Raw genomic sequence first — 15,737 nt, 5'->3', positions numbered from 1 at the left:
AATTTTGGAGGTTCATACATGTTGAAACGAAGCAAGGCATTAAGCACGTTAGTGGCATTTTCCATGTTATTTACCATGCTGGCTTCCGCCGTATCTTTTACGCCCCGCGCTGGGGCTTCGGAGGGAGCGGCAGAGCCTCAGTACCACGGCTTGAAATCCGAATACTATACGGCAGGAGGTCCGCCAAATTACACTTTCGGCACCTTAAAAGGCATCGGCTATGATCCAAACTTGGATATTTCCAATCTTGAGCCGTCTATCAAAATGTTTACAGGCCAAGAGAACCGTGTCGGCATTAGGTGGACCGGATTTATTCAGCCTGCATTCACCGAAAATTATACCTTCTATATTACCGGCGACAATGGCTTCCGCCTCTGGATCGACGATAAGCTTACGATTGACCACTGGATAGCTGACTGGGACAAAGAACAAACCTCGCTTCCGGTTGCATTGAACGCAGGCCAGAAACACAAAATCAAGCTGGAGCTCTTCGAGGATAACGGCGGTTCGAATGTGCATATGCGCTGGTCCAGCCCAAGCGTTACGAAGGAAGCGGTGCCGACGGAAGCCTTTTATTTGCCGGACGGCTTTGCGCCGGGCGGTACTATACTCGAGGACGGCCTCAGCGCCGAACTTCCATTTCAAGAATCGCTTCAGCCAATAACAGCCGAATTCATTAATCATTTGCAGGTGAATATTTCGACGGGCAGTCTGGCTATCGTCTCTGCGGCTTTAAAGGAGGGCGATGATAAGGTTGTCGTTGTCAACTTCAAAGAAGCGGTTTATTCCAAGGACGTTGGCAATGTCAAGGTGGTTTACGACGGTCAAGGCGGTCTGGAAACGCTGGCAGGCGCAGCCGTGGAGGGTTTCGATAAACCGCTGCTTAACGGCTCGAAATATCAAATCATGTCGCCGTGGGCGGATGACGTGGACAAAGAAAACGTGCTTCCTGAATATCCACGGCCTCAATTCGTTCGTGAGGATTGGGTGAATTTGAACGGGGAGTGGGAGTTCCAAGCGGCCCAAAAAGGAGAAGCGATTCCGGCGGGCAAATCGCTGAAAGAGAAAATTCTCGTGCCGTTTGCTGCCGAAGCAAAGCTCTCGGGCATCAATCGCGTGGAAGACTTGATGTGGTATAAACGCAGCTTTACGGTTCCGGAGAGCTGGGACGGCCAGCGCGTGAAGCTTAATTTCGGAGCAGTCGACTATTTGGCAACGGTGTATGTGAATGGCCAATTGGCAGGCAGCCACAAGGGCGGCTACACCTCGTTCAGCTTCGATATTACGGATTATCTCGTGACGGGCGAGAATGAGCTGATCGTGCACGTGCTTGATGAGACAGATATGGGCGCCGATCAAGCGGTCGGAAAGCAAACGGTGAAAAAGCTCGGCGGCATTTGGTACACCTCCGTTTCGGGTATTTGGCAGACGGTATGGCTCGAGCCTGTTGCCGCAGCGCATATCGATAAGCTGGATATGTCGACGGACATCCAAAACGGGGTTTTGAAATTAACCGCAGCCGGCAGCGGCATCCAAGGCCAAACGATTGAAGCTGTCGCGATGGCAAACGGGGAAGTCGTCGGAACCGCAGCCGGCGCGATTGGCGCTGAAATCGCGGTGCCGGTACCGAATGCAAGGTTATGGTCTCCCAATGATCCGTTCCTCTATGATTTAAAGGTTTATTTGAAGGATGGCGGGCAGACGGTTGACGAGGTAACGAGCTACTTCGGAATGAGAGAAATAAAGTTAGGCAAAGTAGACGGCATAACCCGTCCGCTTCTGAATGGGAAATTCGTGTTCCAAATGGGTCCGCTCGACCAAGGCTTCTGGCCGGACGGCATCTACACGGCTCCGACAGATGAAGCGCTAAAATTTGATATCGAAGCCGTTAAACGCGTTGGCATGAATACGATTCGCAAGCATATTAAGGTGGAGCCTGCACGCTGGTACTATTGGGCGGATAAGCTTGGCGTGCTCGTATGGCAGGATATGCCTAGTTTAGAGGACCGCCAAGGCAACAGGGGCTCAGATATTACGGCAGATACAAAGACGCAGTGGTTTAAAGAGTACAAAGAGATGGTTGACCAGCTCCGCAGCGTGACATCGATTATTGTTTGGACGGTGTTTAATGAAGGTTGGGGGCAATTCGACCAAGGCGGACAGCAGACAAGGGATGCAACCAGCTATGTAAAAAGCCTGGATTCGACTCGCCTTGTAAACAGCACGAGCGGCTGGTGGGATGCAGGAGCAGGCGATTTGCTGGATATGCATCGGTATCCGGAACCGGGCGCACCGAGCCCAAGCGATACAAGAGCATCCGTATTGGGCGAATACGGCGGTTTAGGCTTGCATGTACCGGGGCATGAGTGGAGTCCGCTCGTCTTCTCTTATCAATTGATGAACAGCAAAGAGCAGCTGACTTCGACCTACATCGCGTATATCAATAAGGTGAAGCAGCTGAAGGAAACCGGCTTAAGCGCGGCGATTTATACGCAAATCACGGATGTGGAATACGAGATCAACGGTTTGCTGTCGTATGACCGCAAAGTGGAGAAAATGGATTTTGACCGCATAGCGGCCGCCCACCGCGATCTGATCGGCACAGCTACAAAAGCGGATCTGCTCGCAGAAATTGCTGCTTCAGAAGCATTATCAAGCAAAGCGAAAGTTGGCGAAGGAACGGGAGAGTATAAGCAGGCCGTTTCGGATGCCTTCCAAGCACGGATTGATTCGGCCAAAGCGACCGTCCAGAACGAGAACGCGTCAGCTGCCGATATCCAAAATAACCTAAAGGCGCTTCAAGCCGGACGCGTGCAATTTTTCAACAACGTGAACGATCCGATTCCGGCAGGCTCATTGGCTGACAATTTTGATGCTGCGGTGTTAGATGCCGCGTGGTCAGTCTTTAAACCAGACAATTCCAAATGGTCACTGACGCGTAAACCAGGGTTTTTAAGCTTGGATACGTCAGCAGGAGATACCTTCCAAACGTCAAATAACCTGCCGAACATCTTCCTAAAAGACGCACCGGCCGGGGATTTCGTTATTACGGCCAAAGTCGACGCTCCCGTTCGGAAAAACTTCCAGCAGGCAGGGCTCTTCATTTGGCAAAACGAAGATAATTACTTCAAGTTTGGCCATGTATGGGATACAGAGGGCGCTGCAGGCAAAAGCCTAGAAACCGCATACGAGAAAAACGCGGTTTATATGAAAGCGACTAATATGGTATTGCATCCCGGCTACGATACCTCGTATTTACAAATCAGAAAGATAGGTAATGTCGTTACTACGTTCTATTGGGACGGGACCGACTGGAAACAAGCAGCTGATCCGATGACCGTTAATCTAAGCCAGTTGAAAATTGGATTTTACGGCCTTTCCGCGGGAGATCAAGGTTCCATTCAAGCTAATTTTGATTACTTCTCGGTTGGGCCTGTCGCAGTGGCGGATAAAGCAGCGCTTCAAGCTGCCGTGACGGCTGCTGATGATCAGCTCGGCGCTGCCGTTATTGGCACGGAGCCAGGGCAATATCCGCAAGCGGCAAAAGATGCATTCGCAGCCGCAATAGCTGCTGCGAAATCGGTTGCGGCCGATGCGGGAGCAGTGCAATCGGCAGTTGATACAGCCGTGGCAGCTTTGAATCAAGCATCTGCTGCGTTCGCCGCCGCGGTAGTTCCGGCTGCTGACGAACCGACTGCAACGATTGCTGGCGCAGCACAGGTTAAAGCAGGCCAAACCTTCGATGTGACCGTAGGTTTGTCCAATATTACAGACGAGAAATTCCAGACGCTGTATGCTCAAATGCTGGTCATAAGCTTCGATCCAACGAAATTGGCATTTTCGGAGGCGGCATCCTTAAAGCAAGGCTTTGGCATTCTCGAGCAGAAAACGCTTGAGCCAGGAAAGGTTCGCATCATTGCAGCGGGTCAAGGAAATGGCGTGGAGGCCAACTCGGATTGGCTGAAGCTGAGCTTTTTGGCTAATGCGTCTGGAGCGCCTAACACCTCAACGATTACGGTAAGCGATGTTGAAGCGGCAAACGGCGAAGGCGAAGAGCTCAAAGCTGAGGGTGCTGCGCATACCGTTCAGATCAGTGCCCAAGTCGATGTGTCGGGTCTGAATCAAGCGATTGCGGCCGCAGAAGCAATCTATGACCGTGCCGTAGCCGGCACGCAGCCGGGCCAATACCCGGCAGGTGCGAAAGCGGCCTTTGCTGCTGCCATTGCGAAAGCAAAAGAGGTTGCCGTCAATCCGAATGCCAGCGATATTCAAGTGAATGAAGCGATTGCTGCGCTAAGTGCTGCCGTAACTGTATTCCAAGCTTCCGTGTTATCTGGCGATATTAACAACGATCAGAAGATAACGATCGGCGATCTTGGTATCTTAGCGGCTGCCTACGGTAAAACAAGCGCAGATCCAAACTGGTCGCAGTATAAGAAATCTGATCTCAATGCAGACGGCAAAATCGATATCGAGGATATCGCGATGCTTGCAAGGTGGATTCTGGGGTAATTCTTAATCATTGCAGTTTTAACAGTGCGACAATAAAACAGGTGACCTGCAGCGATAGGGCTGCTGGTCACCTGTTTTTGTTGAACGTACCGTGTTTTCTGTATTGCTGTATGCGATGATGATGGCCATATTTCTGGTTCGCTTCCTGCTGCTGGACAGGCGCATGATTAGCCGATTGCTTGTTGGCCGTTTGGCCATGAACGGGATTGTAGCTGCAGCCGTTTGGCGGACCCAATACGACGGTGTCTTTTAACGGAGCAAGCGTGTTTATTAATTTAGCTTCATCCAGGCAATAGGTGTAGGCCAGCACATTGGAAGGAGTTAAACGTAAAATGTCTGACCCGTAAATAACATCTGGAAACGGAGCATCGAAGATCGCCAGCAGATGCGTGTTGTCGAGCGTGGCGATTTCGTAATGCCACCAGCCCTGCGGGATGTTAACGACTTGACCGGGCACTACATTGAATTGGAGGAGCTGCTTGGTAAAAGGGTTTAAGAGAGAGATTTCTGCTGCGCCTGAAATACAGTAAACAAGCTCCGCGGCATTCTGATGGTCATGCGGCTCGACTACGTTTCCTTTGCTGAGGAAAATATCGAGCAGCTAAATTGGTCAAGGTGTTAAGCTGCTTAACGGATAAAAAATTCAAGTAATTATAAGGATCTTTTTTGAAAATAGGATTGCTGTTTACATCGAATGCGAATTGCGTTCCCGGGGACGTGTAGTCCATATATGAATCCATGCGAATGTTCTGCTCCTTTTCGATAGGGTGATTGAATTCTTATGGAAATAGATATGTGTTTGCCTATTTCGGCGTGAGTATCTTTAGAAATAAAAAACAGCCGTTCCAGGCAAATGAATGCTGGGGAACGGCTGTTTATTTAAGAATATAAGATTGAATAAATTTTATCCTTATAAGATGCTTATCTTTCTCCGCGAAACGAGCTTTGCCGCCAAGGACGGCGTCAGCCGTTCACGCTTATTTATAGCTTGGAAGCCAGCTGCCATGCGCTTCGATGAGATCATCGCATAGGGATACGATATCATCCATAGACAGCTCGGCTGAGGTATGAGGATCCAGCAGCGCCGCATGGTAAATGTGATCGCGCTTGCCCGTAATGGCGGCTTCGATCGTGAGCAGCTGCGTGTTGATGTTTGTGCGGTTTAATGCAGCAAGCTGCGGCGGCAGGTCGCCGACATAAGTAGGCGTGACGCCGTTAGCATCCACGAGGCACGATACTTCGACGCAAGCTTCCTTCGGCAGGTTCGTTATCAAGCCGGTGTTCATGACGTTGCCGCCGATTTTGAACGGATTGTTCGTTTCAATGGCTTCAAGAATATAGGAAGCATATTCATGGCTGCGGCAGTGCTCGAGATTGCTGTCGTTCACGAGAGAGTCTCGCATGGATTTCCAGCCCGCGATTTGATTCACGCAGCGGCGCGGATATTCGTCAAGCGGAATGTTGAAGCGTTCAATAAGCTCCGGATAATTGCGTTTAATGAAATAGGGATGATATTCCGCGTTATGCTCGGAGGATTCGGTTATATAGTAGCCGAACTTGAGCATGAGCTCATAGCGGACCATATCATGATGTTGTTCCTTCTGCTTCTCGGCTGCGCGCCGTTTAATTTCCGGATAAAGATCGACGCCGTCTTTGCTCGCCTCCAGCAGCCAAGCCATATGGTTGATACCTGCGATTTTATATTTTACGCCGGTGGGATCGAGATCCAGGTGTTCAAATAAATGCGGTACGCAAACCTGAACGCTGTGGCATAATCCGACTGTTTTTACGCCGCCGTAGGTGTTCATCACATTGGTTAGAACGGCCATCGGATTCGTGTAATTCAGGAATAAGGCATCCGGACAAACCTCATTAATATCGCGAGCGAAATCGAGCATAACGGGAATGGTGCGGAGGTTGCGGAAAATACCGCCGATGCCTACGGTATCCGCTATCGTTTGGCGCAGGCCGTATTTTTTTGGAATTTCAAAATCGGTAATCGTACAAGGATCGTAGCCGCCTACTTGAATGGCATTTACAATGTATTTAGCGCCGCGAAGCGCTTCTTTGCGATCGGTATAAGCTTTAATCTGACAAGTGCTTCCGCTTGTTTTTTGGATATTGAGCAGCATCTGCTCGGAATCATGAAGACGCTCCCCGTCAATATCGAATAAAGCGATTTCAAAGCCTTGAAGGGCGGGCGTCTGCATCACGTCTCCAAGGATATTTTTGGCGAAAACGGTGCTTCCTGCTCCGATAAAAGTAATTTTGGGCATTTGACAATGGCCTCCTATTAATTGAGTGCTGACTCCTTTAGTATAAAGAGGCCATCTAAAAATGGATATGGAAGGAAGGGAGGATTATATGGAGAAATGTAGCATCATTTAGTAAAATGTGTAGAGCTGGTTTAATGGAGGTGCAGCCATGGAAACGCATCAGAGTTTCTCGCTTAGTATAAATAGAGCTCCTCTAAAGGGAGAAATGTCTGTCTTATTCAGCGGAAAAGGAAGGCCGGTCGGCGGACATTTTATTGGACCTGCCGTCCATGATTATTTTTTGATCCATATCGTTTTGGACGGTGAGGGAACGTTTGAGACGCTTGGAAAAGCATATTCATGCAAGGCTGGCGATGCTTTTGTCATTTTCCCTGATATTTTGGTCAAATATGAAGCAAGCCTAAGCAGTCCATGGACATATATGTGGGTCGCCTTCTCGGGAGATATCGTAGAGGCGGCGCTCAGCTCCATCGGCATCACGCCGGATTTTTCTGTCATTCATGACTGCTCGCTACCTGCTATGCAAAAGCTGTTCAGAAGCATACGGAAAAGCATGGAGAAAACGAATGCCCCGGCGCTAGGGAATATGGAGGCATCGGGATGGCTTAGACTCGTGCTGCATGAGCTTGGAAGCTTATCTCCCACTGGCAGCAGCACTGGAAGCACGCCGGAATCCCACTCCTACCGCCAAATTGACCAAGCTGTCCGGCTCATGTCACTTCAGTACGGTCAACAGCTGTCGATTGAAGGAATCGCTCGGACGCTCGGCTACCACCGCGCCCATCTCACGAGGCTGTTCAAAGAGGCGACGGGGCTTCCGCCGATGCAGTTTTTATATAAGGTACGGATGAAGAAAGCAGAGGAGCTCCTGGATGGCGAGCTGACGATCGCTCAAATCGCGGCGTCTGTCGGCTACAATGATCCATTGTTTTTTACGAAACAATTCCACAAATGGAGCGGCCAATCGCCTACGGATTTTCGCAGAGGACTTCGCGGAAAAGAGTAGGCAGATGGCGCTGGTTCTGTATCACAATGGATTGGCTGAGCTGCAATGCATTTTGCATCACGGTTGTTTGGCCGTTGAGCTAGGATGCACGTTGCCTTACGGTGGCTCGGCTGTTAAGCTACAATGCACTTTATACAATGTATCTTCGACTTAACGAGCTTTTGCTCGGCTACAGTGTAGTTTGTGCAGCAGAAATGATGGTTTCGGACCCGTATGCTGCGTTATAAGCTGAATCTGATGCCTTTTCTGCAATGTAGCACCGCAGTTGAGTATCCATGTCAGGTTTCTGCTGTACTTTCTGCAGTGTAGCTCCATACATGATGAGGTGGTGCAACGCTGCATCTTGCATCACGATTCGCATCGCAGCGACACGCCCGAGCTGCAAGTCCGTGCTACAATGCACTTTATACAACGGATCTTCAACTTAACGTGCTTTTGTTCAGCTACAGTGTAGTTTGTGCAGCAGAAATGATGGTTTCGGACCCGTATGCTGGGTTATAAGCTGAATCTGATGCCTTTTCTGCAATGTAGCACCGCAGTTGAGTATCCATGTCAGGTTTCTGCTGTACTTTCTGCAGTGTAGCTCCTTACTAGAATAGTAGGTGTAGTGTAGCTCCTTACTAGAATAGTAGGTGCAGCGCTGCTTCTTGCATCACGGTTCGCATCGCAGCGACACGCCCGAGCTGCAAGTCCGAGCTGCAAGTCCGTGCTACAATGCACTTTATACAACGGATCTTCAACTTAACGTGCTTTTGTTCAGCTACAGTGTAGTTTGTGCAGAAGAAATGATGGTTTCGGACCCGTATGCTGGGTTATAAGCTGAATCTGATGCCTTTTCTGCATTGTAGCATCGCAGTTGAATACCTATGTCAGGTATCTGCTGTACTTTCTGCAGTGTAGCTCCTTATTAGAATAGTAGGTGTAGTGAAGCTCCTTACTAGAATAGTAGGTGCAGCGCTGCTTCTTGCATTACGGTTCGCATCACAACGGCACGCTCGAGCTGCAAGTCCGAGCTACAATGCAGTTTATACAACGTATCTTCGACTTAACGAGCTTTTGCTCGGCTACAGTGTAGTTTGTGCAGCAGAAATGATGGTTTCGGACCCGTATGCTGCGTTATAAGCTGAATCTGATGCCTTTTCTGCAATGTAGCACCGCAGTTGAGTATCCATGTCAGGTTTCTGCTGTACTTTCTGCAGTGTAGTCCAAACTTGATGAGGTGGTGCAACGCTGCATCTTGCATCACGGTTCGCATCAAAGTGAAACGCCGAGTTGCAAGTCCGAGCTACAATGCACTTTATACAATGTATCTTCGACTTAACTAGCTTTTGTTCAGCTACAGTGTAGTTTGTGCAGCAGAAATGATGGTTTCGGACCCGTATGCTGGGTTATTGGCCAATTCTGATGCCTTTTCTGCAATGTAGCACCTAAGTTGAGTATCTATGTCAGGTTTCTGCTGTACTTTCTGCAGTGTAGCTCCATACATGATGAGGTGGTGCAACGCTGCATCTTGCATCACGATTCGCATCGCAGCGACACGCCCGAGCTGCAAGTCTGAGCTAGGATGCACTTTATACAACGTATCTTCAACTTAACGTGCTTTTACTTAGCTACAATGTAGTTTGTGCAGCAATAATGACCAGCAATACGAAATGGAATGACGGGTGGGGATACCTATGAAATTGGAACGATTGATCTCAATGATCTACAAGCTGTTGAACAACGAAGTTTTATCTGCCTCCACGCTGGCTGAAGAGTATCAGGTTTCCCAAAGAACCATCTATAGGGATATCGATGTGATCTGTGCCGCTGGCTTCCCGGTCGTATCGTACCAGGGGATTAAAGGTGGATATGGCATGATGGACGGATATAAAATGGATAAAAGCTTGCTCGGTTCGTATGATGTCGATTCCCTGATCACCGTGCTCAGCAGCCTCTCCTCCGTGTTTGAAGACGAGCGTGCGCAAGGAACCATTGAACGACTGCGAACGATTGGAACGGAGCATCAAACTTCGAGTCTAGCGGTGGACTTTGAAACCCGCCGAACGGATCCCGATGCGCTTCCACATTTACGCACGGCCATTACGGAGCGAAAGATCGTCCGCTTTGATTATGTCAATGTAAATAATGAACGCACAACCCGTGATATGGAACCGATGAGGCTTCATTTTAAACATGGCAATTGGTACGTATATGGTTATTGCCGGACACGGCGGGATTATCGAGAGTTCCGGCTATCCCGGATGATGAATTTGTACCTGACACAGGATGCCTTTCAGCCTCATCCCGAGGTACCGAAAGAGGCTGGTTCATCAAACAAGGCATGGCAAGATCAGGTGGAGGAAGTAGTGATCCGGGTGGGACCTGAGGCTTTGGCAGAAGCGATGGACCAGTTTCACCAGGTTGATAAGCAATTTCATGCCGATGGAAGTATGACAATGCGAATCCCTGTCTATAGGCCATTGAAAGCACGTTGGCTTTGGTCAATTCTGCTAAGTTTTGGCAGCGGTGCTGAAGTTCTCGAACCTCCTGCACTGCGAGGCATCTTAAAAGAACAGCTTCAAAATACACTCAAACTCTATGAAGAAGTATGACAGACTGTTGTCATACTTCTTTTATTATGATAACTACAGAAACAAAATCAAATTAATGGCAAGTCAAAAGGAGACAATACGAATGACGAAACATTCAGTTGAAATGTTTAATTACCACACATGGGCCAACCAAACGATCATGGGGAGAATCAAGGAACTCCCGTCTTCTGTGCTGAGTCAGGATGTGAACAGCTCATTTCCCACCATCGCCCATGCCCTTAGCCATATCTATGCGGTTGATAAAATGTGGTATCTGGTTTTAACAGGCACGAGTATGCGAGAGGCGCTGCAAGCATGCATACCGCTAAATGAGAGCATCCTGCTCTCTGTAGATGAATACGCCAATATCTTTGCCCAGTTATCGGAACAATTTAGAGAATGGTTCCGAAGCCAAGCCGATTTGGAGCAAACCATTTTGCTTGACAATCCATTCGCCGGAATACGCCAAACACGCTTATCGGAAATTGTGCTGCAGCTGGTTAATCACGGGACCTATCACAGGGGCAATATTTCTACAATGTTACGTCAGTTAGGACACGCATCCACGATGAACGACTATTCGCTTTTTTGGTATCAGGAACCTGCAGTATCCATTTAACCACTGACGCTGCAAGATTATAGCGATGATATTCATTGCTGTTTCCAGTACAACGGGAGAACCTCGATAGGTTAAAATGACGTCATCTATATCTATAAATACTCAGCAGGAACGAATAAAAAATCGTTTTAAAGCCTTAATAAGGGCATTGGATGTTTTTTTGAATGAAATCAATTCAGTCTAAAAAGGTCGTTATTTCTGTGAACAGAGAAATCGACCTTTTTACTGCTTGTAAATTGATTTGCAGCTTTCTAGCAATTTCAAAAGAGAAATAAGTCGCCTTTGCTTTTATGGAATACATCCTCTTACTCATAACTTCGACATCAGCTAGGGTCATAGGCTCTATAATGAATATAATTACTCTCCATACCTAGAAAGGAGAACGAATTTTAACTATGGAAATCGAAAATCTACTTACAGTAAAATCGAGAGAAGATTTGAGGGTTTGGCTGCGGGAAAATGGCAAGACTGAAAAATCTTGTTGGGTAATAGTCAGTATGACGCCAAACCCGGATACGTTGCTCTATTTGGACGCGGTCGAAGAATGCTTGTGCTTTGGATGGATCGATGGAGTCAAAAAGAAGATTTCTGAAACTGGGCTGGCGCAGAGACTGTCTCCTAGAAGCAAAGGAAGCTCATGGACGGAATTGAATAAAGAACGTGTCCGCCGCCTCGAAAAGTTGGGGTTAATGAGAGACGAAGGAAGAAAGGTACTTCCTGATATGGACCACGATTCTTTTAAAATCGATAGGGTGATAGAGCAAAGGCTAAAAGAGGAAACGCAAGTATATGAGAATTTTTTGGCATTTCCGGCTCTTTATCAAAGAGTTCGGATCGACACGATACAAAGCATTAAAAATCAGCCGGAATTATTTAAGAGTAGATTAGAAAAATTTATAACAAACACGAAAGAAAATAAAATGTACGGGCAATGGCATGATAATGGACGCCTACTAATTTGAACTCGGCGCTCAGCGCGAGCCAAGCCGCTGACCACGTTCTAAGGTTACTAAGCCCACAGCAAAAAGACTGCTTACTAAGCCGGTATTGGCTGTAATAAGCAGTCTCTTTTTATTTGGCGAAGACGAGCTCCGGCTACGTTAAGGCTTTTACCGACCTGCGGATGATCAGATCGGCGGGGAGGACGATTTTTTTCCAAGGCTGCGCCGTTTCCCGCTCTTGAATACGCTCAACGAGCATTTGCATGCCCATATAGCCGAATTGATAGGCCTGCTGGGCAGCAACCGTCAGAAACGGCTCTACTTCCGAATAAGGACCCAAATCGTCAAAGCAAACGATGGACATTTCGTCCGGCACGCCGATGCCGCGCTCACGAAGCAGCCGTAAAATTTCGACGGCAAGCACATTGTTTCCCGCAACGATCGCGGTCGGAGGCGGGTCTAGCTGATCCAGCCATTGGCCCATCTCCGTTAAATCGTTTAACGGACCGAAGCTGGTCTCGAAAACGTACCGTTCATCATACGTTAGGTCATTGAGCTTCATCCCTTCCTGGAAGCCTTGAAGCCGCAGCCTTGCGCTAGAAATCGAAGGCGACCCGTTTACGATCGCAATGATGCGATGGCCTTGCGCAGCGAGATGCTCAACCAGTCTTTTTGCGCCGTCTTTGCTGTCGCCGAGCACGATATCGCATGCGATGCCCGGGACCTCCCGGTCGAGGAGCACGAACGGAACTTTATGCTTCCGCAGCGATTCCAAATGGGGCAGCGACGGATCGCCGGCAGGCGCAACAAGCACACCATCCACGCGCGTGGTCAAAATCGTCGTCACGTAATCGGATTCCTTATCGATACTTTCATCACTGTTGCCAAACAGCAGCCGGTAGCCCGAGCGCTTGGCCGCATCCTCGGCGCCCCGGGCAAGCGTCGTATAGAACGGGTTCATAATATCGGTTATGAGCAGAAAGAGCAGCTTTGTTTGCTGGAGCACGAGGCTTCGGGCCGTCTGATTAGGCACATAACCAAGCTCCTCCATGACACGCTTTACCTTCGCTCTTGTTTTTTCGCTTATTTTGCCAGTGTTATTGATAACTCTGGAGACGGTCATAGCGGATACGCTTGCTTTAGCCGCTACATCATAAATCGTTACCATATCTTTGTCCCCTTATCGATAAATCATAGTTTCTATCATACAAAAAAATCATTGTTGACAGCAAGCCTTAATCTTGTTATTTTGAGGTTATCGGTAACATTATTTTAACCCAATGGAGGTTTTATTATGACGGATACAAGCACTCGTTTTCAATCAGGGTTTCCTAAAATTGGCATACGCCCGACGATCGATGGCAGACGGAAAGGCGTTCGCGAATCATTAGAGGAGCAAACGATGAACATGGCAATCGCCACGGCAAAGCTTTTATCGGAGAATTTACGTTATCCAAACGGCGAACCGGTCGAGTGCGTTATCGCCGACACTTGCATCGGCGGGGTATCCGAGGCTGCGGCTTGCGCGGATAAATTCGTCAAAGCTGGTGTAGGGGTATCGATAACGGTAACGCCTTGCTGGTGCTACGGCACGGAAACGATGGATATGGACCCCTCCATTCCAAAAGCGGTATGGGGCTTTAACGGTACGGAACGTCCAGGAGCCGTATATCTGGCTGCGGTATTGTCCGGTTATGCTCAAAAAGGTCTTCCTGCTTTCGGTATTTACGGCGAGCATGTACAAGATTCAGGCGATACATCCATCCCGTTCGATGTGAAAGACAAGCTGATCGGCTTCGCGAGAGCGGGTCTTGCGGTTGCATACATGCGCGGCAAATCCTACTTGTCGATGGGCTCGGTTTCCATGGGGATTGCCGGATCGATCGTTAATGACGCGTTTTTCCAGGAGTATCTGGGCATGCGCACGGAATATATCGACATGAGTGAATTCGTTCGCCGTATGGAAGAAGGCATATTCGATGGCGAGGAATTCGAGAAAGCGCTTACGTGGGTGAAAGAAAACTGCATCGAAGGCCCGGACAATAATCCTGCCGAGCTTCAAACCTCGAGAGAACAGAAGGATAAGGACTGGGAAACGGTTGTGAAAATGACCCAGATCGCGCGTGACCTCATGGTCGGCAATCCAAGGCTTGACGAGCTTGGCTTCGGGGAGGAAGCAAACGGTCATAACGCGATTGTGGCGGGCTTCCAAGGCCAGCGGCAATGGACGGATCATTTTCCGAACGGCGATTTCATGGAAACGCTGCTGAATTCCTCTTACGATTGGAACGGCATCCGCGCGCCTTACATGGTAGCGACGGAAAATGACAGCTTGAACGGCGTGGTGATGCTGTTTGGTTACTTGCTGACGAATACGGCTCAAATTTTCGCTGACGTCCGCACTTATTGGAGCCCGGAATCGGTCGAGCGCGTAACCGGCCACAAGCTGGCTGGCGCAGCGGAAAACGGAATTCTTCATTTGATTAATTCAGGCTCCGCGACGATGGACGGAACAGGCGAGCAAACGAAGGATGGCCAGCCGGCGATGAAGCCTTTCTGGGAAATTTCCCAGGACGAAGCGCAAAAATGCCTCCATGCGACGTCGTGGCGTCCGGCTTCCGTCGAATACTTCCGCGGCGGCGGCTATTCATCCGATTACTTGACGCGCGGCGGCATGCCGATGACGATGTCCCGGATCAACCTCGTCAAAGGAATCGGTCCTGTTCTTCAAATCGCCGAAGGTTATTCGGTTGATTTGCCGCAGGATGTGCATGACACGCTGGACAACCGTACGGACCCTACATGGCCGACGACTTGGTTTGCTCCAACGCTGACAGGCGAAGGCGCATTCCACTCCGTCTACGAAGTTATGGACAATTGGGGGGCGAATCACGGCTCCATAAGCTATGGGCATATCGGAGCTGACTTAATCACGCTCGCTTCGATGCTGCGGATTCCGGTCAATATGCATAACGTTCCGGAAGAACGCATTTTCCGTCCTAGAGCTTGGGGCTTGTTCGGCACCGCTAATGCGGAGAGCTCGGATTATCGCGCTTGCCAGAACTTCGGACCTATTTATAAATAAATTGGAGGTTTTACAATGAGCAGCACGGACATTCGCAACGAGCTATGCAAATATGCGCGAAAGACGGTTACGAACAAATTGGTGGTCGGGCCTGGCGGAAATATCAGCGCTAAATTCGAGGGTAAAATGTACCTTTCACCAAGCGGCTTTGCGCTTGACGAGGTTGAGCCGCATCAATGGGTAGAGGTGGATATCGAAACGGGTGAAATTACGGATATCGGGCTGCGTCCGTCCTCCGAGGTGCTGATGCATCTTTATGCTTACCGGGCTAATCCGGATATCGGCGCCATCGTTCATACGCATCCGCCGTATTGCATCGCTTTTACGCTGGTGGAGCAGGAGCTGCCGATTATGTTCCCGGATCAAGCGGCGCTGGTCGGCAAAACGGTTTATGTTCCTTATGTGCTTCCGACTACGGATAAGCTGGCGGATGCTTATGTGGCCAAGGTAAACGAAGCGAGCTCGGTGCTGCTTGGCAACCACGGTCTTGTTACTTCGGGACGCAATTTGCGCGAGGCTTATTACCGGACCGAGGTTGTGGAGGAGAGCACCAAAATCTATTTGATAGCGAAAGCGATCCGTGAGCCGAAGGTGCTGACGAAAGAAGAATTCGAGGAAATCGCGTCGCTCGAGAGCGAAGCGTACCGCATAGAATTGCTGCAAAAGATGAAGTAGGCGTTTTTCGCCGATTAGCGGCATGAGCCTAGGGGATGGGAGGATCTAAG

The 15,737-nt window shown here is 49.1% G+C and carries 9 protein-coding genes and 1 pseudogene; 7 read left to right on the top strand and 3 right to left on the bottom strand.

What is annotated here, in order from left to right; translation table 11 throughout:
* Positions 1 to 18: 18 nt before the first annotated feature.
* The gene (locus MRBLPE1_RS22670; RefSeq protein ID WP_364149575.1) at positions 19 to 4,512 is read left to right on the top strand and encodes a sugar-binding domain-containing protein; all 4,494 of its coding nucleotides are present in this window, start codon (positions 19 to 21) and stop codon (positions 4,510 to 4,512) included.
* A 67-nt stretch (positions 4,513 to 4,579) separates the two neighbouring features.
* On the opposite strand, the pseudogene MRBLPE1_RS22665 reads toward MRBLPE1_RS22670, so the two are convergent.
* Both MRBLPE1_RS22665 and MRBLPE1_RS22660 read right to left on the bottom strand, forming a co-directional pair.
* A pseudogene (locus tag MRBLPE1_RS22665) lies at positions 4,580 to 5,252 on the bottom strand (cupin domain-containing protein).
* A 237-nt stretch (positions 5,253 to 5,489) separates the two neighbouring features.
* Positions 5,490 to 6,788, bottom strand: coding sequence for an alpha-glucosidase/alpha-galactosidase (locus MRBLPE1_RS22660; protein WP_364149573.1), 1,299 nt, complete (start codon positions 6,786 to 6,788; stop codon positions 5,490 to 5,492).
* A 148-nt stretch (positions 6,789 to 6,936) separates the two neighbouring features.
* Here MRBLPE1_RS22660 and MRBLPE1_RS22655 point away from each other — a divergent pair, with 148 nt between their 5' ends.
* The 4 genes from MRBLPE1_RS22655 (at position 6,937) to MRBLPE1_RS22640 (ending at position 11,948) form a co-directional block, all read left to right on the top strand.
* Complete coding sequence (locus tag MRBLPE1_RS22655; RefSeq protein ID WP_364149571.1) at positions 6,937 to 7,794, top strand: AraC family transcriptional regulator; 858 nt, start codon at positions 6,937 to 6,939, stop codon at positions 7,792 to 7,794.
* Between the two features lie 1,676 nt (positions 7,795 to 9,470).
* Positions 9,471 to 10,388 carry a helix-turn-helix transcriptional regulator gene (locus MRBLPE1_RS22650; protein ID WP_364149569.1) on the top strand — a complete coding sequence of 306 codons (918 nt, stop codon included), beginning with the start codon at positions 9,471 to 9,473 and terminating at the stop codon, positions 10,386 to 10,388.
* An 82-nt stretch (positions 10,389 to 10,470) separates the two neighbouring features.
* Complete coding sequence (locus tag MRBLPE1_RS22645; RefSeq protein ID WP_364149568.1) at positions 10,471 to 10,986, top strand: DinB family protein; 516 nt, start codon at positions 10,471 to 10,473, stop codon at positions 10,984 to 10,986.
* 395 nt (positions 10,987 to 11,381) lie between these two features.
* Positions 11,382 to 11,948, top strand: coding sequence for a YdeI/OmpD-associated family protein (locus MRBLPE1_RS22640; protein ID WP_364149567.1), 567 nt, complete (start codon positions 11,382 to 11,384; stop codon positions 11,946 to 11,948).
* A gap of 133 nt (positions 11,949 to 12,081) precedes the next feature.
* On the opposite strand, the gene MRBLPE1_RS22635 is transcribed toward MRBLPE1_RS22640, so the two are convergent.
* Complete coding sequence (locus tag MRBLPE1_RS22635; RefSeq protein WP_364149565.1) at positions 12,082 to 13,095, bottom strand: LacI family DNA-binding transcriptional regulator; 1,014 nt, start codon at positions 13,093 to 13,095, stop codon at positions 12,082 to 12,084.
* A gap of 126 nt (positions 13,096 to 13,221) precedes the next feature.
* On the opposite strand from MRBLPE1_RS22635, the gene MRBLPE1_RS22630 reads away from it, so the two are divergent.
* Both MRBLPE1_RS22630 and MRBLPE1_RS22625 read left to right on the top strand, forming a co-directional pair.
* Positions 13,222 to 15,012 (top strand): L-fucose isomerase, encoded by a 1,791-nt coding sequence (locus MRBLPE1_RS22630; protein WP_364149563.1) that lies wholly within the window; start codon positions 13,222 to 13,224, stop codon positions 15,010 to 15,012.
* A gap of 15 nt (positions 15,013 to 15,027) precedes the next feature.
* The gene (locus tag MRBLPE1_RS22625; RefSeq protein WP_076266723.1) at positions 15,028 to 15,687 is read left to right on the top strand and encodes a class II aldolase/adducin family protein; all 660 of its coding nucleotides are present in this window, start codon (positions 15,028 to 15,030) and stop codon (positions 15,685 to 15,687) included.
* Positions 15,688 to 15,737 lie beyond the last annotated feature (50 nt).

The sequence above is a fragment of the Paenibacillus sp. LPE1-1-1.1 genome (assembly GCF_040676435.1).
Lineage (GTDB): Bacteria > Bacillota > Bacilli > Paenibacillales > Paenibacillaceae > Pristimantibacillus.
The sequence above is the reverse complement of the archived record's forward strand: the minus strand, read 5'-3'. Positions and strand labels throughout refer to the sequence as shown.

Bases quoted from the DNA above. Each gene is read 5' to 3' on its own strand.
- MRBLPE1_RS22670 (WP_364149575.1), top strand. From the start codon at position 19: ATGTTGAAACGAAGCAAGGCATTAAGCACGTTAGTGGCATTTTCCATG.
- MRBLPE1_RS22660 (WP_364149573.1), bottom strand. From the start codon at position 6,788: ATGCCCAAAATTACTTTTATCGGAGCAGGAAGCACCGTTTTCGCCAAA.
- MRBLPE1_RS22655 (WP_364149571.1), top strand. From the start codon at position 6,937: ATGGAAACGCATCAGAGTTTCTCGCTTAGTATAAATAGAGCTCCTCTA.
- MRBLPE1_RS22650 (WP_364149569.1), top strand. From the start codon at position 9,471: ATGAAATTGGAACGATTGATCTCAATGATCTACAAGCTGTTGAACAAC.
- MRBLPE1_RS22645 (WP_364149568.1), top strand. From the start codon at position 10,471: ATGACGAAACATTCAGTTGAAATGTTTAATTACCACACATGGGCCAAC.
- MRBLPE1_RS22640 (WP_364149567.1), top strand. From the start codon at position 11,382: ATGGAAATCGAAAATCTACTTACAGTAAAATCGAGAGAAGATTTGAGG.
- MRBLPE1_RS22635 (WP_364149565.1), bottom strand. From the start codon at position 13,095: ATGGTAACGATTTATGATGTAGCGGCTAAAGCAAGCGTATCCGCTATG.
- MRBLPE1_RS22630 (WP_364149563.1), top strand. From the start codon at position 13,222: ATGACGGATACAAGCACTCGTTTTCAATCAGGGTTTCCTAAAATTGGC.
- MRBLPE1_RS22625 (WP_076266723.1), top strand. From the start codon at position 15,028: ATGAGCAGCACGGACATTCGCAACGAGCTATGCAAATATGCGCGAAAG.